The following is a 21,894-nucleotide window of genomic DNA, read 5'->3' as shown; positions in this document are numbered from 1 at the left end:
GTGGCGGACCGTCGTAGCCGTCACGCTTGCTGAGAAGAAAATCCGCCTTCGTGAATGAGCGCGCGCATCAGTTCTGCTGCCGGCAACACCCGGATTGCTCCGACGTTCTCCCCGGCCCAGTGGGCGCCAAACCCCTGCTCACCCGTCGCTTTTGCCGCGCTGGCCAGCGCTTTACCCACATCGTAGGCTACCGGGTAGTCCGGAGGCATACACTCAGGGTGCCGGCGGCCGATTTCACAAAATGCATTATTAACACAGCGAGCCGGGCGGCCGGAAATCGCCGTGGTTACCACGGTTGTTGGCGCAGGATCAGCACTTAGCGCCTGACGATATCCGTGGTCGGTAGCTGATTCCGGACACAGCAGAAACGCGGTCCCCAGTTGGGCACCGTCTGCGCCCAGATGCATCATGCTGCGGATCCCTGCGCCGTCCATGATCCCTCCCGCAGCAACAACCGGTATCGACACTGCCTGCTTTAGCGCCTGGAGCAGCGTCAGGGTACTCATTTGTCGATCGCCGGCCTGAGGATCGAAGATCCCACGATGGCCGCCTGCCTCATAGCCCTGGGCAATCACGATATCAACGCCCTGGGCTGCTATCCGCTGCGCCTCTGGCACGCTGGTGGCGCTGGCCATGGTCACTACGCCTTTTTCCTTCAGGCGACGAATCAGCGTTTTATCCGCTACGCCGAAATGGAAACTGACGACCTCAGGCACCAGGTCAAGCAGCAGCTCGGCCATGCGTTGATTCTCAAGGAAACTTTGATAGATTTCACTCAGCGTCTCGGGCGGTTCGCCGCCAAAACGGGCGAATTGCGGGCGCAAAAGCGCTACCCATCGGGCTTCTGTTTGCGGGTCCCGGCGCGCCGGCGCGTGGCAAAACAGATTCACGTTAACGGGATGCGAAGTCAGATGACGGGTACGGGCGATCAGCACTTCGGCCTGGGAAACGGTCGATGCTCCAAGGCCCAGCGAACCGAGCCCCCCACTGTTACTCACCGCAGCGGCAAGCTCAGGGGTTGAGACACCGGCCATTGGTGCCTGTATGATGGGATAAGCAATATCAAGTATCTGTGTAAGGCGGTTGGTCATAATCACCCTGCTAGAATGTGTGATGCCGGGTGCTTACCATCTCTATTTGAGATGATAAGATCAATATCATTTCCATATTTAGAAGAAAAGTATGAACCACACCACGTTACTGATCTTTAAAATTGTCGCGCAAGAGCAAAGTATCACCCGGGCCGCCAGGATACTGGGCCGCGCGCAATCGAACATCACCACGCGAATTCAACAGCTGGAAGAAGAGCTGGATGTTGAACTGTTCGTTCGGGGAAACAAAAAAATGGTGCTCTCTTCTGCCGGAAAGCACTTCCTTGACTATGCGTTAAGAATACTGAGCCTTGCCGATGAGGCTAAGCAGGCACTGCACCCGACGAAGCCCACCGGGATCCTGCGTATGGGTTCTATGGAAGCCACTGCCGCCAGCCGGCTCATTCACCTCCTTCCCCAGTTCCGCGCGATCTGCCCGGCGGTCGAGCTGACGCTGCACACCCAGCCTACGCGGCAGTTAACTGAACGGGTGCAAAGTGCCGCCCTCGACTGTGCACTGGTGAGCCTGCCGGTTTCCGCCGAAGGTGAACCCGTCTGCCCTGCGGATATCGATGCGGTCCCCGTTTTCGTCGAGCAGCTGATGCTGGTGCGCCCGAAAAATTCGGCTGACATCAAACTCGCGGCTTTCCCCAGAGGCTGCACCTATCGGGCTCTCGGCGAAGCATTTTTAGCCTCCACCGCGAATGTTGATGTTCAGGACGTAGGCTCGTACCACGCGATGATTGCCTGCATTGCTGCCGGGAGCTGCAGCGGCATCCTGCCGCAGAGCGTGATTGATATCATGACACTGCCCGCAGGTTGCCAGATTACGCCAGTGAAGCAGGCGCAGACTCAATTAATCTGGCGCAGGGAATATATGTCCCCTGCGCTGAGTGAAATGCGAAAGCTGCTGGCGTCAGCCAGCGCGAGTGGACTTTAGCGCGACCAACCCTGCGGCCAGAAGCAGTGACGCTGCCGCCGCAATCAGTGAGGGATTAAACGATCCCGTCAGGTTATGCAGCGTCCCGGCGACAAACGGCCCGATAATTTGTCCGACGCCGTAGGTGGCCGTCATCGCCGCGATCATGTTGAATTTGACCCGATGATTCAACCTTCTGGCTTCCGGGAGCGCAATGGTTACGGTGCCCATAAAGGTAAAACCAACCAGCAGCGCACTGCATAAGCAAAAGAACAATGAGTGGCTGATCACGGGCAGGACAACTCCCGCGGCCTGAATCAGCAGGTTGGCGGTGAATGCCCGACGATAGCCCAGTTTGATCACCAGTTTGTGCCAGATAAAGCAGGATGGTACCGCCGCCAGACCAAACAGCGCCCAAATCTGCACGGGGTCGATATGTGCCAGCGTGCCGGATAAAAATAGCGGCAGGTAGGTCGCCGTAATGATGTAACCAAAGCCAGACAAACCGTATACCACTAACAATCGCCAGGCATCGGCGGTTTGCCCTTCTGCCACCGATGACGCAGCCACCGTCTGCTGTGGCAAGGCAAGCACCTCGTGTTCTGGCGTCAACAGCAAGCGCAGTACCAGCAAAAACAGGAGCGTCGCGCTGCCGGCACAGATAAGCCAGATTTGCGGGCTGGAGAGCGCCCAGCTTTTTGCCAACGAGATAAACTCGGCGGATAAAAATATTCCCATCCCTACGCCGGAATAGAGTATCGGTGCGCCATGATGATGTTTCATATGCTGAAGCAGCCACAGCGAGGCGGCGATCAATGCCACCGCACTCAGCATTCCCGCAATACCGCGCACAATCACAATCGCTAAGGGCGACGTGACCCAGGCCAGAAGCGCCAGACACAGCAGCGTGAACACCATCGAGGCGAGAGTCAGACGGGTGCTGTCAGCCGGTCTGGCCTTCGATAGCAGTAGCGCGCCAAGTAAATAGCCCGCGTAATTAACCGAAGCCGCCAGATTTCCCTGCTGTAGTGACAGAATTTGCTCATTCAGCATCACCGGAAGAATGCCGGTATAGGCAAAACGCCCATAACCCATGCCGATAATCAGCACCACGGAACCGGCCAGTGCCAGCAACAAAGCCTGACGTTCCGGCCGGTGTTTCGTCATATTCACACGCTACCTCGCCATTTAAAATCTTAAAATGAGAACAATATAAATTTATTATTCTCATTTTATTATGGTAATGAATGTGCCGGCAAGCAAGATACGACGAATCGGGACCGCCACGCTGCCGTCTGCTGCCACTGTACGGGAGCAGAATGGCGACGCTTCGCTGAACAACGAAATATGTACGTCGAGGATGCGTAATCAGGGGCTTGCGGCCCCTGGCGTGGTTAGCGATGACTGAGTGCGAGTCTGGCGGCAAAGAGCATAAATACTCCGCCGGTGGTGCGGTCCATCCACTGAATAAATACCGGTTTTTTAAGCAGACCTGAGGCGTAACGCGTTGCGAGGATCAGCGTTAAGGACCACAGCGTGCCGATAAACACGTGGATAGCAACCAGCAGGAAGGTCCAGATGACCGGCGAGTGCCCGACGGGGATAAACTGTGGCAAAAAAGAGACGTAAAACACGCCCATCTTAGGGTTCAGCACGTTTCCGAGCATCCCCTTTAAAAACCAGTTACTGCCCGGCGATGCGGCGGTCTGGTGGGTGTCAAAAGCCCGGCGCGGCCGGAGCAGGAGCTGAAGACCCAGCCAGCATAGATAGGCGGCCCCGCACCATTTCAGGAGGTTATAGGCCACTTCCGAGGCGGCAAGTAACGCCCCTAAGCCAAATGCGACGACCGCGCCCCAGATAAAACACCCGGTATCTATCCCCAGGGCCGCCTGAAAGGCTTTTTTACCCCCTTCGACGGTTGCGGTACGTAGAATCAGGGCGGTATCAAGGCCAGGGGTCAGGGTCAGAAGTAAAGCGGCTAAGGAATAAGCCAGAAGTGCATCGGCGACGGACATGTTCTCTCTCCGAAAGAGATGATTCTATGGAAAACGGTCCGGCCGGGCAATCAAATAACCTGAGCCAACGGCTGACTTTTCGTGACAGGCATGACCGACAGCCCGATACCGCTACGGTAACGGGCTGCGTCGTTGTTCAGCGCGGCAGGCGGTTCCATTCATCCCGGGTGATTTCCCACAATTCCGCATCCAGTATACCTGCGGTAAACTGCTGTTTTCAATACGAATGAGGCGCATACCGCTGTTCATCGATATTTTCCTCGACCCATCGTTGTCGCGGGCTTTTGGCGCCCGCAGCACCTCACGATGCAGGGTGTTAAACCAGAAATCCGTCACGCAGCGGCAGGCCTCGGTCATCAATCCCTGACGCTGCCACGCCGGATCCAGCCAGAACCCTCGGTTGTTATCAGGCTGGTCGGAAAGCGTAATCAGGCCAATTAATTTCTCCGGTGCAGTCCTGTGGCGAATTGTCCAGAACCAGCCGGTGCCCTTTTCTGCGGCCGGTAAAGCTATCGTGTTAACAAAGCGAAATGCCCCGTCATCAGGGAACGGCCAGGGAAAACTGGCCGCCAGGTGGCGCACAATTTCCCATTGCGGAAAGACGGCCTGAATCTGGGGCGCGTCGTCTTTGTCGAGCGGGACGAGCAACAGCCTGTCGGTCGTCAATAGCGGTGCGATCACGGAGTCTCCTCGCGCAGCCACGGCGTCACCGTAACGCCCGTCAGCAGTCCTTCCGGGCTGAGCAAGCGTGTGACGGTCTGACCCCATGGTTCCTCACGATTGGCGATCAACAGCCGGTATCCTTTGGCGATCAACGCGTCGGTGGCGACCTGAATATCGCGCACTTCAAATTCAATCCAGGCCTGAGGCACGGGGAGTTCTGCCGGCCACTCTTCACGTCCAAAACAAGAGGTTGCCGCCTGGGCCAGCGGCCAGAGAGCAAAATGTTTCACCCCCGCAAGGGCATCCTGCTCCGTCAGCAGATAGTCTTCATTACCCGCCATTCGCTTCAGGGGCAAACCCAGTGTGTCAGCATAAAAGGCGTGGCTAAGCGGAGTGTTTTGTGTAACTGGGCCAAATCCCGCGACGAATAGCACGGTGAGAGCGGCGAAATCTTCGGTCATCTTCCCTCCTGACGATAAAACAGACAAATAGAGCCGGTAGAAAATTTATACATTAAATACGTAGACTTGCACAGATTCGTCTTGTCACAACGCTATTTTTTGTGGGTTCTGCTAAAATGGCGGCAAAACGCATCCTGTGCTCGTCCGGACGGCCGGGTCTGGGATATGCTGCTTACACCTTCGTTTGAAATACCATGACGTTATGACCTCTTCTGTCAGTAATACTCAGCTCAATCTGCGCATTATCTCGATCGTCGTTTTCACCTGTATCTGCTATCTCTCTATCGGCCTGCCGCTTGCCGTGTTGCCCGGATATATCCACTACCAACTGGGCTACAGTACGCTCATCGCCGGTGTTGTTATCAGTCTGCAGTACATTTCGACGCTGTTCAGCCGCCCGCACGCCGGACGTTACGCGGATATTTGGGGGCCGAAAAAAGTCGTCAGTCTGGGGATCGTCTGCTGCCTGCTAAGCGGCCTGTTCACGCTGTGTGCCGTCGTTTTGCAGTCGATACCGCTACTGGCGATAACCGCGTTACTGATTGGTCGCATTTTTCTCGGCGTCGGCGAAAGCTTTACCGCTACCGGGGCAACGCTGTGGGGGATCAAAACCGTGGGGGCGATTCATACTTCGCGGGTTATCTCGTGGAATGGCGTAGCCACCTATGTGGCGATGGCCGTTGGTGCGCCGCTCGGGGTGATGCTGAATAGCTATTTTGGCATCAGCGGCTTTGCCGCCGTGGTGGTTCTGGTCGCGGTTATCGGCCTGCTTTTTGCCCGTACGCGCCAGGATGTCAGCGTCACCGCCGGCGTCAGAGCGCCGTTTCACGTGGTGGTGCGTAAGATCTGGCCCTATGGCCTCGGCCTGGCATTAGGAACGGTGGGATTCGGGGTTATCGCGACCTTTATTACGCTCTACTTTACCGCACAGCACTGGCAAGGCGCGGCATTTACCCTGTCGTTGTTTAGCGCCGGGTTTATCTGCATTCGTCTGGTTGCCGGCAATACGATTACGCGTTACGGCGGCGTTCGCGTCTCTCTGGTCTGCTTCGTTGTCGAATGTGCCGGACTGGTGATCATCTGGCTCGCCCCCTCCGCCTGGATAGCCGGCTGTGGCGCGCTGCTGACCGGTTGTGGTTTCTCTTTAGTTTTCCCGGCGCTCGGTGTGGAAGCGGTCAGGCAAGTTGAAGAACAAAACCAGGGAACCGCGCTGGGTACCTATTCGGCCTTTCTCGATTTAGCCCTGGGGTTAACCGGTCCAGTCGCCGGGTGGGTCGCCGGTTACTATGCTCTGGATACCATTTATCTGCTGGCGGCGGTGGTCGTCGTGCTGGCATTCTTCCTGGTTTTGCGTGTGTATCTGCAACAACACACCGGTTTGCACCGTGTCTGAGGCATGGTCTCCGGCGGCCACAGGTTGCCGGTATGGGCAAAAAATTAATCAACAATTGACTGCGATTCGGCATCCGTGCCAACATCCTCGTCACGTCTGGTTACAGGCGTACTGACGTGACGGGTGGCATAACAGAGATCGCGTAATCAAAGATCCGGCCCGCTACGTAACCCAACCCAAATCACTGGCCTCTACGGTGAGTTCTTAAGCCTGGCGGGAAATACGCAAATGCATCAAAGCTTTAATCAGCGCGTTCATTTCTATTACTGCATCTTAGTCGCGCTGAAAATTCATGGAAAATCAAAAAAAGCAGGTGGGGTCAGAGGAAAGAACAACTTTCTGCTGAAATGGCTGCGTAAAGCTCAGGACAACAATATCTTCCACCCGGATATCACCAGCGAAATTGAATGGCTGCGCGGTAAAATCATCCAGGCCGGACATGATACCGATCTGGAGCCGATGCTGGATTTTGTCTACGCCACCGCCAAACGCGCTGAAGCGCTCAAGGAGAGCGATTAAGCCTGCCGTATGCCGGGTTCCCCGGCATCTCCCTTGCGCCATTTTCTGCGCGCCGAACCTTGTGTTACATTACCCTGACGTTATGTGACGTTGTCACAATAATCGCGACAAAATATTAATGCGCGACAAAATACGTTTTATCCGGCGGCATTGCCCTCTATGCTGGTGAACGCGTATACCTTATCCGGAGTCAACCATGGCAGACTGGAATCCCTCCCTCTATCTGAAGTTTGGCGCAGAACGTACGCGCCCCGCCGCTGAATTAGTCGCCCGAATTGCACAGCATTCCGTCACCTTCGCCGTCGACCTGGGCTGCGGCCCCGGTAATAGCACCGCGTTACTCCATCACACCTGGCCAAAAGCGACGCTTATCGGGGTGGATAGCTCACCGGCGATGCTCGATGACGCTGCCCAGGCACTACCGGCCTGCCGGTTCGTCGCCGCCGATATTCGTGAATATCACCCCGTTCGTCCGGCGGATCTCCTCTATGCGAACGCCTCGTTACAGTGGCTGACGGATCATGAGACCTTGTTTCCGCATCTGGTCAATCAACTGGCGGACAACGGCATACTGGCGGTGCAGATGCCGGACAACTGGCAGGAACCGTCCCATACGCTGATGCGTCAGGTTGCGCAGGAACTCGGATTCCCGGAGAGCGGGCGGCATCCTCTCCCGAGCGCACAGGCATATTACGATATCCTCACCGCCTGCGGGTGTGAGGTGGATATCTGGCGGACAACCTATTATCACCCGCTGGAATCGCATCAGGCGATTATTGACTGGCTACAATCCACCGGGCTGCGCCCCTATCTGCAACCGCTCGATGCCGCTCAGCGGGAGGCTTTCCTGACCCGCTATCTGGCGCTTTTGCAGCAGCACTATCCGTTACAGTGTAACGGAAAGGTATTATTATTGTTTCCGCGCCTGTTTATCGTGGCGCAGCGCAAGCACAGCGCCTGAATGCAGGCGGCAAAGATCGGTATCGGGAAGAACGGCTGATTCGATGCCCCAATCACGGCGCCGAAGCGGGCGCCGTGAGCAGGTTTACCAGGAAAGATGGTGCACCAGGGAGAGATCCCAGGCGGTGGCCAGCAGCGAAAGAAACATAATCAGGTTAATGGTGGTCTCGATGCGTTTTTCCATTGTTGATTCTCCTGCGTTGTTTTCAGCCAGTAGACAGACACCGCTCAACAACATCTTCTCTTGTTAGCTGTTTTAACAGGTTATGCGATAACGCACGTAATCATCGGCGGGGGTGAATTCGTCATACAACCTCCGGGCCGGATTATCTGTCCGTGTATGCCAGTAAAGACGAGACCATCCCTGCTCTTTGGCTTCCGTACGCAGTGCCTGCATTAATTGCCTCGCAATGCCGCGGCCACGCACCTCCGGGTCAACAAACAGATCTTCCAGATAGCATATCGGGGTTTTCACCCAGGTCCCTTCATGGAGAACGCAAATCGCGAAGCCCACCACGCGGCCATCAAGCTCTGCTACGCGGCCCAGGAGCGGCGAGTTGCGATCCAGTAAACGTTGCCAGGTGTATTCCGTCACATCGGCCGGCTGGGGGCTGCCATAAAAGGAGGTATAGCCTTCCCATAGCTGGAGCCACTGCATTTGGTCTTGCGCACAGATTTCACGAATATCAATGAGCATGGGCTTTCCTCTTCTGGCGCCTGAACCACGCAGGTAATGCGTGCGATCGGCGGTTACCGAACCGTTACGATAACCCATTATTTTCCTGCCCGAAAAATACTTCAAGCGGCAGGGGCACAATTTGCCCCTATTCGTCTTTGTCTGAAAGCACCGAGGATTTCTGCCCGGCAAAACATCTGCGGAGTGACCGGCCTGCACGGTCTGGAGTTAATGCAACATCAATGTATGTTGTAACTAATACGGGTTTATTAATAACCCGGCCGTGGCCGGGTCACTGATTAATCAGCAAACATTATTTCAGCACAGCGGCTTCACCGCCTCACGCATCCCTCGCAGCAGAATCGCATCCAGGTCCAGCGTCACCTGTTCAACGAGTCCTTTAACCTGCGTCAGGTCTTGCTCCCAATGGGACGAGACCGAGAGCACCGCTTTCACCAGTTCACTGGTGCTGAGCTGCGCATCGCGATGCTGTGCCCACAGCGTCTGATAGCGCATCATCCATTCGGCGTCATCCTGCACCGGATAGGTTTCGCCATCACGCTCTGCGCGATAGAACGCAATCAACGCCGCCAGCGCAAACGTCAACCGCGCCGGGAGCTTCCCTGATTTTGCCTGCCCTGCCAGCAGCTGCGGCAGAATGCGGGTACGGTACTTGGTCATCCCGTTTAGCGCAATAGAGAGTAGCTGATGTTTGATATACGGATTGCGAAAACGCCCTGTCACCGCGCTGGCAAAAGACTCGAGCTCATCGCGCGGCAGATCGAGTACCGGGATAATCTCTTCATAAATCGCCTTTTCGACGAAAGCACAGACTGCCGGGTCATTCATGGCTTCGCCTACGGTATCCAGCCCCGCCTGGAAAGCAACCGGCACCAGCGCGGTGTGCGCTCCGTTGAGGATCGCCACCTTCCGTTCCTTATACGGTTTAATATCGTCAACAATCAGCACATTCAGCGGCAGTTTATCCAGTCGCAGTTCAGCGGCCAGCGATTTAGGCCCCTGAATAACAAACAGATAGAAGTGCTCAGCGGTTGCGAGAAAACCGTCCTTGTAGCCCAGCTCTGCTTCGATAGCCGCAGCTTCATCGCGCGGATAGCCCGTGACAATCCGGTCCACCAGCGTCGAACAGAAGGCGTTGGCATCCTGTAGCCAGGTGATAAATGCCGCCGGGAGCGCCCATTCATGGGCATAGCGCAGCACCAGCTCGCGCAGCGCTTCGCCGTTATAGTCGATCAGTTCGCAAGGGATAATGACCCAGCCTTTATCCGCCGCGCCGTTAAAGTGGCTGTAGCGCTCATACAGCAGACGGGTCAGTTTCGCCGGGTAGCTCACCGCCGGCGCATCGTCAAAGCGATCGCCTGCGTGGTAGCTGATACCGGCTTCGGTGGTATTGGAAAACACAAATCGCATATCCGGGTTATGCGCCAGCTGAAGAAAAGCGTCGTAGTCAGCGTATACGCTGATTTCCCGGTTTACCGAACGGATGAGACGCGCATCGCTGACCGCTTCCCCCTGTTCGTTCAGTCCGCGAATAATCGTGGTGTACAGCCCATCCTGCGTACTAAGCGACGGAGGGAATGCGCTCTCAATGGGGCGAACAATCACCACGCCAGCGTTCAGGTCGGTATGCTCATTCAGCAGGTCAAGTTGCCAGTCGACAAATGCCCGAAGAAAGTTACCTTCACCAAACTGGATGATACGTTCAGGGTACTGCGCGCCGGGAAAATCACGACGATTTAATGTTTTCACAATAGGTTCCCTCGTAGAGTAGTCATACAACCTGAGTAATTGGTGTAATAACTTATCAGCTTTCTCTAAGAGTAAAACCGTGTTTTGATCAAACCTGTCTCTGTTATTGCAGGAACTTATAGAACAATGAGGTGGCGGTCATCGTCCCGTCTGGCATTAAGGCATAGCGCGGAATTTCCCCGGCTTTTTCCCAGCCACACTGGACATAGAAACGTTCAGCGCCGCTGCCGGTTGCCGTATCGAGCACCAGAACAGACTTGCCCTGCTCGCGGGCAAGCTGCTCCAGGTAGTTCATTAGCGCATTCGCCAGACCCTGACGCCGCGCGTTTTGGTGAACCAAAAGTTTAGCGACGTCGGCACGATGTGGTTGGTTTTCCGGCTGGTCGATAATCAGCTGCACCGTTCCCAGGATCTGCCCGGCATTTTCTGCCACCAGCACAAGACGTTCTCCTGCCGCAACGCTTTGGGCAATGCGCAACCAGAACGCACGCGCCGTATGCAGAGAAAAAGGCAGCATAAAGCTGACGGATGCACCGCCATTAACGCAATCGGTCAGAACATCGCTCAGGGAAGAAATATTATCGAGAATATCGTTGCAAGACAGCGTACGAAGAGAAAAGGATGTGGTCATTGGTCGCTCCATGAAATTGACCACATCACTATGTTTTTAACTTTTATTTAACACAAGCAAAACTAACATCGTATTTTCTTATTACCGATTATCCACGAGGGTCGAAGTACAAATACGGTTCCGCCCGGCTTCCTTGGCACTGACAAGATAATCATCGGCGGCCATCAGCAGCTGATTAAAGAGCTCAGTAATTCGCCCTGAGCCAACCGGGCGACACGCCAGACCTATACTGAGGGTCAGCTTAATCTGCTGTTGTCCCCAGATGAATGTCTGTTCCGCCACGCCCTGGCGAATTTTCTCCGCCAGCAGCTGACCGTCCTGCGGCGTCGCGCTCAGCAGAGCAACGGCAAACTCTTCCCCGCCAATACGCGCGACCAGCCCCTGCTCACCAACCAGCTCGCGAACCCGCTGCGCAAACTGAGCCAGCACGCAATCCCCACACTCATGCCCCCAGCTATCATTGACCCGCTTGAAGCCGTCGATATCCAGCAGCATCACCGTAAGCTGCTGCGTTTCAATTTGGGGCTGACGCTTCAGCGCCTCACTCAATCCGGAACGCGAATAAACGCGAGTCTGGAAATCAAAATCGGCCCGCAGCGCCAGCTGTTTCACCAGGTTATTAATGGCTTCCACGCTTGAGGCAACAATCACCGGGCTAATGAGCATAGCGGCAATACCGAGCCGCGTTGAGAACAGCTGCCACGGCCGCAGATGTGCATCGGGCGAGAGATGAATCAAGGCGTTCGCCACCAGCAGGATCTCCCCGACCCCGGTAACAAAAGTCAGCAGGCAGGTCAGCGGCAAAGGGTAGCGAATGGCACACCAGATAAGCGCTGGTAGCGGGAAAGTGATACTTTCAGCGCCCCCCACGGCAACGCCCAGAAGAATGGACATCACCAGCACAATCATCGGGAGCAGCTGACTCCAGCGAAAACCGCTCAGCGTCGAAGGGATCGTCAGCGTCAGGATAAACGGCAGGATCAGCACCGCGGTCGAGAACTGTTCGCTAAACCAGTCGGCCAGCAGAGAAAAGAACGTCTCCCGCTCGACATCCATAGAGCCAAGCGCACCAACGGCGGCGCTAAGAAACGCCGCAAGCAGGCAATAACAGAACAAATTCAGCACATTAATCGGCCCTGGCATGGAGCCCGTACGCCGCTTATCCCAAAGCACCAGCTGTGCCAGCGTTACGATAAAGACAATATTCGAGAGGTTGATCAGCAGCGAGGCGAAGCCCATCCCCCAGCGCGAGGTCAGACCGTCATAGACCATCATCGCCACAAAACAGGTCGCATAAAAATAGCTGCGATTCAGCCAGACATAGCGCGCAAAGATCCCGGCCATCACCGCATTAAGTGGCCAGAAAAATGACAGTTCTTGTACCAGACGCAGCATGGCGCCGAAAAAATGGAGCAGTAAAGTCAGAGTGAATAGCACCAGTGCGTCACGCACGGGGTGTTCCTCACGAAACAGCGTGAATAACCGAATCGACAGTGAAGACATTCAGTAATGATCCGTCTAATTGTTTCAGGCAATTATTATGTTAATAATTAGTTAGCGGATTATCATAGCATGAGAATATTTATCCGGCATACCCATGCCGAATAAATGCGCATTAACGACGTTCGGATAAATGCATCTGGATAACCAGCCAGCGGTGAATCACCTGCACCACATATTCCTGCTCCCGGTCGGTCAGTTCCCGCCCGGCAGGAATAGCATGCCACTTCGCCAGGCAGCCACGACAGCAGGTCGCAGTGGCATGCTGGGCGATAAACACCGGATGGCCGCGCATCGGCGTCTGTTTTCCATCATTCGGAATATGCGCTGGCGCCAGACGGCGGGCAATAAAATCCGCCGCGTGCTGGTCGATGATCTCCGGCCCTTTATCAAAACAGTACTGTCGCTCTTTCATGCCAAGATGAAAACGGGAACGAAACGTCGAGCGCTGAAGACGAGCAAATAAATGATCCAAGGTCTCCATCAGAATACCGACCTTCCCAGGCGTTGCGTCAGTTTTTCCAGCACCGCAGTCCCCGCCAGTGAGTTACCGGCCGCATCCAGTTCCGGACTCCACACCGCGATAGCCATCTCCTGCGGTACGATTGCCACAATTCCCCCGCCTACACCCGATTTTGCCGGTAGCCCGACGCGCCAGGCAAACTCGCCGGCATTCTGGTACATCCCGCTGGTCATCATCAGGGCGTTCACCTGCCGCGACTGGATAGGGGCAATAACCGGAGTATCCAGATGCGGAGCAATGCCGCGGTCGGCGAGGAACAGAAACGTGCGCGCCAGTTCAACGCAGTTCATTTCCAGCGAACAGTAGTGGAAATAGTTTTGCAGCACCGTCGCCACATCATTATGGAAGTTGCCGAACGATTTCATCAGCCAGGCGATAGCAGCGTTACGCGCCGAATGCTCGAACTCCGAACGCGCCACCAGCGGATCGTAAGCAATATCCGCTACGCCGCTCAGACGACGCACGATCTCCAGCATTCGCTGTCGCGGCGCGCTTAGTCGACTTTGTAGCATATCGCAGACCACCAGCGCCCCGGCATTAATAAAGGGGTTACGCGGCTTACCCTGTTCGATTTCCAGCTGTAATAAAGAGTTGAACGGCTGACCGGAAGGATCTTTCCCTACCCGCTGCCAGATCTCCTCTTCCTGATAGTGGTTCATTGCCACCACCAGACTCAGCACTTTGGAGATAGATTGAATGGAAAAACGCTCGTGGGCATCGCCGGCGAAATAGTGCTCTCCTTCCACCGTACAAATGGCCACACCGAGCTTATTACCGCTGACGCTCGCCAGCGCCGGAATATAATCCGCCACCTTGCCGCGCCCAATCAGCGGCCTGATTTCTGCCAGAATGGTTTCCAGCATTGCATTATTGATGACCGTCGCCACACCCGGCTCCTTGCCCGCCGTCAAATTCGGGCAGGGAGTATAGCAGAGCGCGGCGACGGTCGTCAGGTGTGACTTCCGCTAGCGACGGTCTTTCCATACGGTCTGGACGTTGCAGAACTCATGCAGGCCAAAATGAGACAGCTCGCGGCCAAAACCGCTCTTCTTCACCCCGCCAAACGCCACGCGTGCATCGCTGGCGCTGTAGCCGTTGATAAAGACGCCGCCGCACTCCAGCTCGCGAGAAAAACGCTCTGCTTCATCAACGCTGGCGGTATAGACGGTAGCCGACAGGCCGAATTCGCTGTCATTTGCCAGCGTCAGCGCATGGGATGCATCCCGCGCTACGGTAATGGTCGCCACCGGGCCAAACAGCTCCTGGCGGAATCCGGTCATTTCCGGCGTGACGTTACCCAGCACGGTTGGTGCATAGTAGTTACCGGCGCCCGCAATTTTCTCGGCTCCTGCGAGCAAGGTCGCCCCTTCTGCCAGCGTGGCCATGACCTGTTGATGCAGCTCATCGCGCAGATCGAAACGCGCCATTGGCCCAAGATAGTTGGCTTCGTCCCGCGGATCGCCCATTTTCAGCTCTGCAACGGCGGCGACAAATTTTTTGCTGAAGGTCTCGGCAATCCCGGCTTCGACAATAAAACGCTTGGCGGCGGCACAAACCTGCCCGGTATTTTGATAGCGGCCAATCACCGCGGCTTTTACCGCCTCATCGAGGTCGGCATCATTCAGGACGATAAACGGATCGGACCCACCCAGCTCCAGTACGCATTTCTTCAGCGCAGCGCCGGCCTGGGCGCCGATCGCCTTCCCGGCGCGCACGCTGCCGGTTACCGTCACTGCGGCAATCCGGGAGTCGTTAATCATCTGTGAAACGCCGTCGTTCGTCGCGTTCACCCAGCCAAATACGCCCGCCTGCAGTCCGGCCTGATTCACAATCTCGCCAATCAGCGCCGCGCTACCCATCACGTTCGGCGCGTGTTTAAGCAGATAGCTGTTCCCCGCCAGCAGAATCGGAACCGCACCGCGTAATACCTGCCACAGCGGGAAGTTCCACGGCATAATGGCGAGAATGGCACCCAGCGGACGATACTCAATGACCGCCTTGTTGTTTTCGACCTGGGTTGCTTCGGTCGCCAGCATGGCCGGGCCGTGCTCAGCATACCAGTCGCAAAGATTCGCCGATTTGGTCACTTCACCGCGCGCCTGAGCAATCGGTTTGCCCATCTCAAGGCTGATCATTTGCGCCATCTCTTCGGCGCGGGCACGCAGCGCGCTACCCACTTTACGCAGGGCGTCGGCGCGCTGGGCGAGGCTCACCGTACGCCACTGGCGATAGCCTTGCTCAGCAAGCGCAATGGAGGCATCGACTTCTTGTTCGCTCGCCCAGGGCAGAGACGACACCCTTTCTCCCGTGGCCGGGTTGACGGAAACCGCGTGAGTTGCAGATAAATTCATCGTTATGCTCTCTCTGTTGATGACGAATGTTGATTGCGAATTGACCTCATTCTGGCTTACCCTTATTTTCATTGAAAATGAATAATATTAAGCAACCCATTCACGAAAGAAGAACAATATGGACCTGACCCAGCTTGAGATGTTTAACGCCGTCGCCAGCACCGGCAGCATTACCCAGGCCGCGCAGAAGGTGCATCGCGTCCCGTCAAATCTGACAACCCGTATCCGCCAGCTGGAGGCCGATCTCGGCGTCGAGCTGTTTATTCGTGAGAACCAGCGGCTGCGTCTCTCACCTGCGGGACACAGTTTTTTACGCTATAGCCAGCAGATCCTTGCGCTGGTCGATGAAGCCCGAATGGTTGTTGCCGGAGATGAACCGCAGGGGCTGTTTTCGCTGGGTTCGCTGGAGAGTACAGCCGCGGTTCGTATTCCGTCGACGCTGGCGCTCTATAACCAACGCTATCCGAAAATTCATCTTGCGCTGTCTACCGGGCCTTCCGGCACGATGATTGATGGCGTACTGGAGGGAACTTTAAGCGCGGCATTTGTTGACGGGCCGCTGGTGCACCCCGGCCTCGAGGGTCTACCGGTCTTCCCTGAAGAGATGATGATCGTGGCCCCCTTCGGCCATCCGCCGATTACCCGCGCCAGCGAGGTGAACGGCAATAATGTTTATGCCTTTCGCGCCAACTGCTCCTATCGACGTCATTTTGAAAGCTGGTTTCACGCCGACCGGGCGACGCCGGGTCGGATCCATGAAATGGAGTCCTACCACGGGATGCTGGCCTGCGTGATTGCCGGTGCCGGGCTGGCGCTGATCCCGCGCAGTATGCTGGAGAGCATGCCCGGCCACCAGCAGGTATCAGCCTGGCCGCTGGCCGAGGAGTGGCGCTGGCTGACCACCTGGCTGGTCTGGCGACGCGGCGCGAAAACCCGCCAGCTAGAGGCGTTTATAGAACAGCTGAACGAAGATCGGCAACGAGCAGTTTCTCCATAAACAGGCTAAGCGGGTCGGGTTGATACGGAGCAAAGGCGCAGCGGGTCTGATAACCGCCGCGGGTATACAATCTGACCGCCGCCTGCTGATGGATCCCGGTCTCCAGTCGCACGGTATGGCAGTCCCGACGCAGTGCTTCCGCTTCCAGCGCCTCCAGCAGCCGCTCTCCTAGCTTCTGTCCACGATGTTCCGGGTCAATAAAGACGCGTTTCATTTCGCCAAACCCTTCATCGCCGAGCACAATCGCCCCGCAGCCGACCGCCTGCTGTTGTGGATCCCGGATTAGCAGCACAATCACCGATTCCGCCGCCAGCAGGCTCAGATCAATCAGATGGTTACTTTCCGCCGGATAGAGGGATTCCTGATAGGCATCCAGTCGGGCAATCAGCGCAGTCAGATCCGAATCGGTCAATGATGTTGGGGCGATGGTATACATAGGTGTGCTCCTTTTTTCACCTACTGTAGCGCAGGGCGTACACCCCTTTCTCATAGCTTTAACTTATACAACTCGCCCCCTCTTGCGCTAAGCAATTGAACGGCAGTAATTTTATGGGATGACTTGATATCGGGAATGAAGCATGAATACCAAAGCACGCAAGGTGATGATTATCGGGGCTGGTAATGTGGGCACCTCGGCGGCCTACGCATTGTTGAACCAGACTATCTGTGAAGAGCTGATCCTCGTCGACCTCAATACGACCAGAGCGCAGGCGCATGCCCAGGATCTTAGCGATGCCGCCGCCTATATGCCGGGCATGATGACCATTTCAACGCGAGATGTCAGCGACTGTGCCGATGTGGATATTGCGGTGATTACCGTTTCCGGAGGGACGCTGAAACAAGGTCAGACCCGCCTCGACGAGCTGAACGCGACCGCCAGAATCGTCAGCGGCATCGTCCCGCAAATGATGGCTAACGGCTTCAACGGGATCTTTCTGATTGCCACCAACCCTTGCGATATTATTACCTGGCAGGTATGGAAGCTTTCCGGACTGCCGCGCAACCAGGTGATAGGCACCGGCGTCTGGCTGGATACCACCCGCTTACGTCGGGTGCTGGCGCAAGCGTTGGATATAGGCGCCCAGAGCATTGACGCTTTTATTCTCGGCGAACATGGCGATACTCAGTTTCCGGTGTGGTCCCACTCGTCGGTTTACGGTTCCCCGATTGCCGATGTCTATCTGAAACATACCGGCCAGGTGCTGGACCGTCAGCAGATCGCCGAGAAGGTCCGCACCCTTGGGTTTGAGATTTACGCCGGGAAAGGCTGTACAGAATACGGGGTCGCCGGCACCATCGCCGAAATCTGCCGTAATATTTTCACCGGGAGCCATCGCGCCCTGGCTATCTCGTGTGTTCTTGATGGTGAGTACGGCATGCATGATGTCGCCGTCGGCGTACCGGCCGTACTGGCGCAGAGCGGTGTTCAGCAGATTATCGAACTCCAGCTGGCGGCGGACGAGACAGAGAAATTCCGTCATTCCGTAGACGTCATTAAAGCTAATATCGCGCGTCTCGAGGCACGTTAAGCAAAGCGCCTCGTCGTTACCGGGTCCACTGGCCCGGTAAGTTCAGACATCAGCGCAGGAAAATTTTTCCCTGCAGCCAGGTTACCGCCTGCCCGGCCATCAGCACGCGATCGCCTTTCAGCTCACAGCGCACATCGCCGCCGCGCGCCGATATCTGGCGGGCCAGCATGTTGCTTTTCCCCAGCTTCTCACTCCAGAACGGAATCAGCATCGTGTGCGCAGACCCGGTGACCGGATCCTCCCACACCGCCTCCCCCGGGGAGAAAAAGCGGCTGACAAAGTCATACTCGCCATCCCCTGGCGCGGTAATCGTCACCTTATGTTCGCCGGGCGTCATCGCCGAGATAGTCGGACGTACGGCGGCAACCTCCTCACGACTGGCCAGCTCGATAAGCCATGCCCGGCCCAGGCGGGCGCTGACGTAGCGGTCAATGCCTAACCCGGCGAGCAAAGCGGCTGGCGGCGTGCTTTCCTGCGTTGCACCCGCCGGGAAATCCAGGGTTAGCCAGTCCCCTTCCCGGCTGACGGTCAAGCGGCCGGAAGCGGTAGCAAAATGGATAGCCGCATGCGGATAATCGAGATGGTGAAAAATAACGTGTGCGCTGGCAAGCGTGGCATGGCCACACAGGTTCACCTCATTACGGGTCGTGAACCAGCGCAGGGAAAACCCTTCGCCTTCACATACCACGAAAGCGGTTTCCGACTGACTGTGCTCCTGCGCCATCTTCAGCAAAATATCATCCGCCAGCCACGCATCCAGCAGGCAGACCGCCGCCGGGTTGCCGGAAAAAGGCCGATCGCTGAATGCGGACACCAGATACATAGGGATCTCTTTCACGGCGTCTCCTTAGCGTAACGTGATGGTGCCGATCATATAGGTTGTCGCCTGCCCGCCAATCAGTACCCGGTCACCCTGCCACTGGCAGCGCAGATCGCCGCCGCGCGCCGAGACCTGGCGTGCCTGCAGGGTCGGTTTACCGAGTTTCTCTCCCCAGTAGGGAATCAACATACTGTGCGCCGACCCGGTAACCGGGTCTTCAGCCACCCCTTCACCCGGGCAGAAAAAGCGGCTGACGAAATCATATTCATCGTCGGCGGCGCTGATGCAGATCATTTTGCCCGTCCGTTCAAGCAGCTGCATATTCGGCTGTACGGCTTCCACCTGTTTACGGTTTTCGAGGATAACCAGATAATCCCGCCCCTCGCGAATCTCTACGGCCTTCTCCAGGCCAAGCCCGGCAAGCAGCTCCGGCGGCGGTGTGACAACCGGCGTGGTTTGCCACGCCGGGAAGTCCAGCGTTAGCCAGTCGCCGTTGCGCGTTACCCTCAGCTCTCCCACAAAACGGGTGCTGAAAACAACGGTGGCAGAAGGATGATCGAGATATTCAAAGATAATGTGCGCAGAGGCCAGCGTGGCGTGGCCGCAGAGGTTGATCTCATGCAGCGTGGTGAACCAGCGCAGCTCATACCCTTCGTCGGTGCGCACAAAAAATGCGGTTTCGGACTGGTTGTGCTGTTGTGCCATACTCAGCAGCGTTTCGTCCGGTAACCATTCGGTGAGTGGACACACCGCGGCGGCATTGCCGCCAAAATTGCGATCGCTGAAGGCATCCACCAGGTAAAAATCAATTTCCTGCATCATACAACCCTTCCTGTTTTTTACTTTTATTCAACATGACATAAAAGCGCGTCATGTACACGATCTATATAAAAATGAATCCGTTAGCTTATAAATGACGCTTAAAAGCATAGTGAGATCCAGATCACAAAACGATTGTATTTTCACCAGTAATCGTTTTAAGATCGGGGCCTCTTCTTCCTCTTTAGTAACCAGTCCAGAATCTATGATTACAAACACGGTTTCACGCAGGGTCGCGTGGCTTCGGGTAGTCACGCTTGCGATCGCCGCATTCATTTTTAACACCACCGAATTCGCCCCTGTCGGTCTGCTGTCCGATATTGCCGACAGCTTCGGCATGGAAACCGCCCAGGTGGGCATGATGCTGACCATCTATGCGTGGGTAGTCGCCTTAATGTCGCTGCCGTTTATGCTGCTGACCAGCCAGATGGAGCGCCGCCGCCTGCTGATAGGCCTGTTTATTTTGTTTATTGCCAGCCACGTGCTGTCGTTTTTTGCCTGGAGCTTTAATGTTCTGGTGATCAGCCGTATCGGTATCGCCTTCGCGCACGCGGTTTTCTGGTCCATCACTTCCGCATTAGCGATTCGCCTGGCGCCACCGGGCAAACGGGCGCAGGCGCTGAGCCTGATTGCGACCGGTACCGCACTGGCAATGGTATTCGGCATTCCTATCGGGCGCATTGTCGGCCAGTATTTTGGCTGGCGGACCACCTTCCTGGCGATCGGTCTGGGCGCACTGGTGACGCTCGTATGCCTGTTCAAACTGCTGCCAAAGCTGCCCAGCGAGCATTCCGGCTCGTTGAAGAGTCTGCCGGTACTGTTCCGCCGCCCGGCGCTGCTCAGCATCTATCTGCTGACCGTCATTGTGGTTACCGCACACTACACCGCCTACAGCTATATTGAGCCGTTTGTGCAAACGGTGGCCGGTTTGAGCGGTAATTTTGCCACCTTACTGCTGCTGACCCTCGGCGGCGCAGGCATCATCGGCAGCGTGCTGTTCGGTAAGCTGGGCAACCAGCATGCTTCGGGACTGATTAGCATCGCTATTGGCCTGCTGCTGGCCAGCCTCTTGCTGCTGCTCCCCGCGTCGCAAAGCGCTAACCATCTGATGGTGTTAAGTCTCTTCTGGGGTGTCGCCATTATGATTATTGGCCTCGGGATGCAGGTGAAGGTTCTGGCGCTGGCACCGGATGCCACCGACGTGGCGATGTCGCTGTTTTCGGGGATCTTCAATATCGGCATCGGCGCGGGCGCGCTGGTCGGCAGCCAGGTCAGCACGCATCTTTCGATGGGTTCTATCGGCTATGTCGGGGCGATTCCGGCGCTGGTGGCGCTGGTGTGGTCAGTGATGATATTCCGCCGCTGGCCAGTGTCGCTGGACGATCAGCAGCCGCATCACTCCTGATGCAGTGATGCAATAAAAAAACCTGCCGGTGGTCTCATCGGCAGGTTTTTTTGTTTCCGGTTCGCAGCTGAGGCAATACCGACATTATCAGGCGTGATAGGTAGTAATAATTTCCAGTACGCCGTTGATAATAAACTGTACACCCATACAGACCAGCAGAAAGCCCATCAGGCGAGAAATCGCCTCGATCCCCCCTTTACCCACCAGGCGCATAATCGCCCCTGAACTGCGCAGGCAGCCCCAGAGGATTATCCCGACCAGAGCGAAGATGATCGGCGGTGCAGCCAGTACCACCCAGTCTGGAAAATCAACGCCGTGTTTCACCGTCGACGCCGTACTGATCAGCATCGCGATGGTCCCCGGTCCCGCGGTGCTCGGCATGGCCAGCGGCACAAAGGCAATATTGGCCGACGGTTCATCCACCAACTCTTCGGATTTCATCTTCGCTTCCATCGAGTCATGCGATTTCTGCTGCGGGAAAAGCATCCGAAAACCGATAAAGGCAACAATCAGCCCGCCGGCAATGCGCAGACCGGGAATGGAAATACCGAAGGTGCTCATCACCACCTGACCGGCGTACCACGCAACCATCAGGATGATGAATACATACACCGAGGCCATCAGCGATTGTTTGTTGCGCTCCTCGTTGTTCATATTGCCAGCCAGACCAAGGAACAACGCAACGGTAGTCAGCGGGTTCGCCAGCGGTAAGATGACCACCAGCCCCAGACCTATCGCTTGAAAGAGTTCAATCATAATGAATTAAGGCCCCGTTTATCTTCCACTATTAAAAAGTTTCGCCGCGTAAGTATAACTTTTGTCATCAATATCATTCCAGTGCTTATCGCCTGC

General features: G+C 56.1%; 22 protein-coding genes and 1 pseudogene. 7 read left to right on the top strand and 16 right to left on the bottom strand.

Annotated features, from left to right (window positions below):
- Positions 1 to 20: 20 nt before the first annotated feature.
- A complete protein-coding gene (locus tag ACMYSK_RS06135; RefSeq protein WP_434641058.1) occupies positions 21 to 1,091 on the bottom strand; it encodes an NAD(P)H-dependent flavin oxidoreductase in 1,071 nt (356 codons plus the stop codon).
- A 91-nt stretch (positions 1,092 to 1,182) separates the two neighbouring features.
- Between ACMYSK_RS06135 and ACMYSK_RS06130 the strand changes: the two genes are divergently transcribed.
- Positions 1,183 to 2,031, top strand: coding sequence for a LysR family transcriptional regulator (locus ACMYSK_RS06130; RefSeq protein WP_434641057.1), 849 nt, complete (start codon positions 1,183 to 1,185; stop codon positions 2,029 to 2,031).
- Here ACMYSK_RS06130 and ACMYSK_RS06125 read toward each other — a convergent pair.
- From ACMYSK_RS06125 to ACMYSK_RS06110, 4 genes and pseudogenes are all read right to left on the bottom strand, one after another.
- Positions 2,008 to 3,177, bottom strand: coding sequence for a YbfB/YjiJ family MFS transporter (locus ACMYSK_RS06125; protein ID WP_434641055.1), 1,170 nt, complete (start codon positions 3,175 to 3,177; stop codon positions 2,008 to 2,010). The two genes, ACMYSK_RS06130 and ACMYSK_RS06125, sit on opposite strands and share 24 nt — an antisense overlap.
- A 227-nt stretch (positions 3,178 to 3,404) precedes the next feature.
- On the bottom strand, positions 3,405 to 4,025 hold the full coding sequence (locus ACMYSK_RS06120) for a LysE family translocator (RefSeq protein ID WP_434641053.1): 621 nt from the start codon (positions 4,023 to 4,025) through the stop codon (positions 3,405 to 3,407).
- Positions 4,026 to 4,161: 136 nt separating this feature from the next.
- Positions 4,162 to 4,706: pseudogene (locus ACMYSK_RS06115) on the bottom strand (GNAT family N-acetyltransferase).
- Positions 4,703 to 5,149, bottom strand: coding sequence for a glyoxalase (locus ACMYSK_RS06110; RefSeq protein WP_434641051.1), 447 nt, complete (start codon positions 5,147 to 5,149; stop codon positions 4,703 to 4,705). The pseudogene ACMYSK_RS06115 and the gene ACMYSK_RS06110 overlap by 4 nt, the downstream one beginning before the upstream one ends.
- A 202-nt stretch (positions 5,150 to 5,351) precedes the next feature.
- Between ACMYSK_RS06110 and ACMYSK_RS06105 the strand changes: the two genes are divergently transcribed.
- The 3 genes from ACMYSK_RS06105 to tam all read left to right on the top strand — a co-directional run bounded on the left by ACMYSK_RS06105 (position 5,352) and on the right by tam (position 8,022).
- A complete protein-coding gene (locus ACMYSK_RS06105; protein ID WP_434641049.1) occupies positions 5,352 to 6,542 on the top strand; it encodes an MFS transporter in 1,191 nt (396 codons plus the stop codon).
- 228 nt (positions 6,543 to 6,770) lie between these two features.
- Positions 6,771 to 7,061, top strand: coding sequence for a hypothetical protein (locus ACMYSK_RS06100; RefSeq protein WP_434641047.1), 291 nt, complete (start codon positions 6,771 to 6,773; stop codon positions 7,059 to 7,061).
- Positions 7,062 to 7,257: 196 nt separating this feature from the next.
- Entirely contained in the window at positions 7,258 to 8,022 is a 765-nt protein-coding gene (gene tam / locus ACMYSK_RS06095) for a trans-aconitate 2-methyltransferase (protein WP_434641046.1), read from the top strand.
- Between the two features lie 255 nt (positions 8,023 to 8,277).
- Here the strand turns inward: tam and ACMYSK_RS06090 are convergent, their stop codons facing one another.
- The 7 genes from ACMYSK_RS06090 to sad all read right to left on the bottom strand — a co-directional run bounded on the left by ACMYSK_RS06090 (position 8,278) and on the right by sad (position 15,472).
- Positions 8,278 to 8,718: a GNAT family N-acetyltransferase gene (locus ACMYSK_RS06090; protein ID WP_434643920.1), complete on the bottom strand. Its 441-nt coding sequence runs from the start codon at positions 8,716 to 8,718 to the stop codon at positions 8,278 to 8,280.
- Between the two features lie 297 nt (positions 8,719 to 9,015).
- Complete coding sequence (locus tag ACMYSK_RS06085) at positions 9,016 to 10,467, bottom strand: tagaturonate reductase (protein WP_434641044.1); 1,452 nt, start codon at positions 10,465 to 10,467, stop codon at positions 9,016 to 9,018.
- 103 nt (positions 10,468 to 10,570) lie between these two features.
- Positions 10,571 to 11,098, bottom strand: coding sequence for a GNAT family N-acetyltransferase (locus ACMYSK_RS06080; RefSeq protein WP_434641043.1), 528 nt, complete (start codon positions 11,096 to 11,098; stop codon positions 10,571 to 10,573).
- 81 nt (positions 11,099 to 11,179) lie between these two features.
- Complete coding sequence (locus ACMYSK_RS06075; RefSeq protein WP_434641042.1) at positions 11,180 to 12,601, bottom strand: diguanylate cyclase domain-containing protein; 1,422 nt, start codon at positions 12,599 to 12,601, stop codon at positions 11,180 to 11,182.
- Positions 12,602 to 12,713: 112 nt separating this feature from the next.
- Positions 12,714 to 13,082, bottom strand: coding sequence for a DUF4186 domain-containing protein (locus tag ACMYSK_RS06070; protein ID WP_434641040.1), 369 nt, complete (start codon positions 13,080 to 13,082; stop codon positions 12,714 to 12,716).
- Positions 13,082 to 14,008, bottom strand: a complete 927-nt coding sequence (gene glsB, locus ACMYSK_RS06065; RefSeq protein ID WP_434641038.1) for a glutaminase B — start codon at positions 14,006 to 14,008, stop codon at positions 13,082 to 13,084. Before glsB ends, ACMYSK_RS06070 begins: the two co-directional genes overlap by 1 nt.
- A gap of 78 nt (positions 14,009 to 14,086) precedes the next feature.
- Positions 14,087 to 15,472, bottom strand: a complete 1,386-nt coding sequence (sad, locus tag ACMYSK_RS06060; protein WP_434641036.1) for a succinate-semialdehyde dehydrogenase — start codon at positions 15,470 to 15,472, stop codon at positions 14,087 to 14,089.
- A 118-nt stretch (positions 15,473 to 15,590) separates the two neighbouring features.
- On the opposite strand from sad, the gene ptrR reads away from it, so the two are divergent.
- Positions 15,591 to 16,469, top strand: a complete 879-nt coding sequence (gene ptrR, locus ACMYSK_RS06055; protein ID WP_434641034.1) for a putrescine utilization regulator PtrR — start codon at positions 15,591 to 15,593, stop codon at positions 16,467 to 16,469.
- On the opposite strand, the gene ACMYSK_RS06050 is transcribed toward ptrR, so the two are convergent.
- A complete protein-coding gene (locus tag ACMYSK_RS06050) occupies positions 16,423 to 16,905 on the bottom strand; it encodes a GNAT family N-acetyltransferase (protein ID WP_434641032.1) in 483 nt (160 codons plus the stop codon). The two genes, ptrR and ACMYSK_RS06050, sit on opposite strands and share 47 nt — an antisense overlap.
- 142 nt (positions 16,906 to 17,047) lie before the next feature.
- Between ACMYSK_RS06050 and ACMYSK_RS06045 the strand changes: the two genes are divergently transcribed.
- Entirely contained in the window at positions 17,048 to 17,998 is a 951-nt protein-coding gene (locus ACMYSK_RS06045) for an L-lactate dehydrogenase (RefSeq protein ID WP_434641030.1), read from the top strand.
- 49 nt (positions 17,999 to 18,047) lie between these two features.
- On the opposite strand, the gene ACMYSK_RS06040 is transcribed toward ACMYSK_RS06045, so the two are convergent.
- On the bottom strand, positions 18,048 to 18,836 hold the full coding sequence (locus ACMYSK_RS06040; RefSeq protein ID WP_434641028.1) for a PhzF family phenazine biosynthesis protein: 789 nt from the start codon (positions 18,834 to 18,836) through the stop codon (positions 18,048 to 18,050).
- 9 nt (positions 18,837 to 18,845) lie between these two features.
- The gene (locus ACMYSK_RS06035) at positions 18,846 to 19,637 is read right to left on the bottom strand and encodes a PhzF family phenazine biosynthesis protein (protein ID WP_434643917.1); all 792 of its coding nucleotides are present in this window, start codon (positions 19,635 to 19,637) and stop codon (positions 18,846 to 18,848) included.
- A gap of 205 nt (positions 19,638 to 19,842) precedes the next feature.
- Between ACMYSK_RS06035 and ACMYSK_RS06030 the strand changes: the two genes are divergently transcribed.
- Positions 19,843 to 21,042, top strand: coding sequence for a sugar transporter (locus ACMYSK_RS06030; RefSeq protein ID WP_434641026.1), 1,200 nt, complete (start codon positions 19,843 to 19,845; stop codon positions 21,040 to 21,042).
- 87 nt (positions 21,043 to 21,129) lie between these two features.
- Here ACMYSK_RS06030 and ACMYSK_RS06025 read toward each other — a convergent pair whose 3' ends face one another.
- Positions 21,130 to 21,798: a MarC family NAAT transporter gene (locus tag ACMYSK_RS06025; protein ID WP_434641024.1), complete on the bottom strand. Its 669-nt coding sequence runs from the start codon at positions 21,796 to 21,798 to the stop codon at positions 21,130 to 21,132.
- Between the last annotated feature and the right edge of the window lie 96 nt (positions 21,799 to 21,894).

The sequence above is a fragment of the Klebsiella sp. I138 genome, assembly GCF_051131765.1.
GTDB lineage: Bacteria > Pseudomonadota > Gammaproteobacteria > Enterobacterales > Enterobacteriaceae > Klebsiella.
Note: the sequence above shows the minus strand (reverse complement) of the source record. Positions and strands in the feature narration are given on the sequence as shown.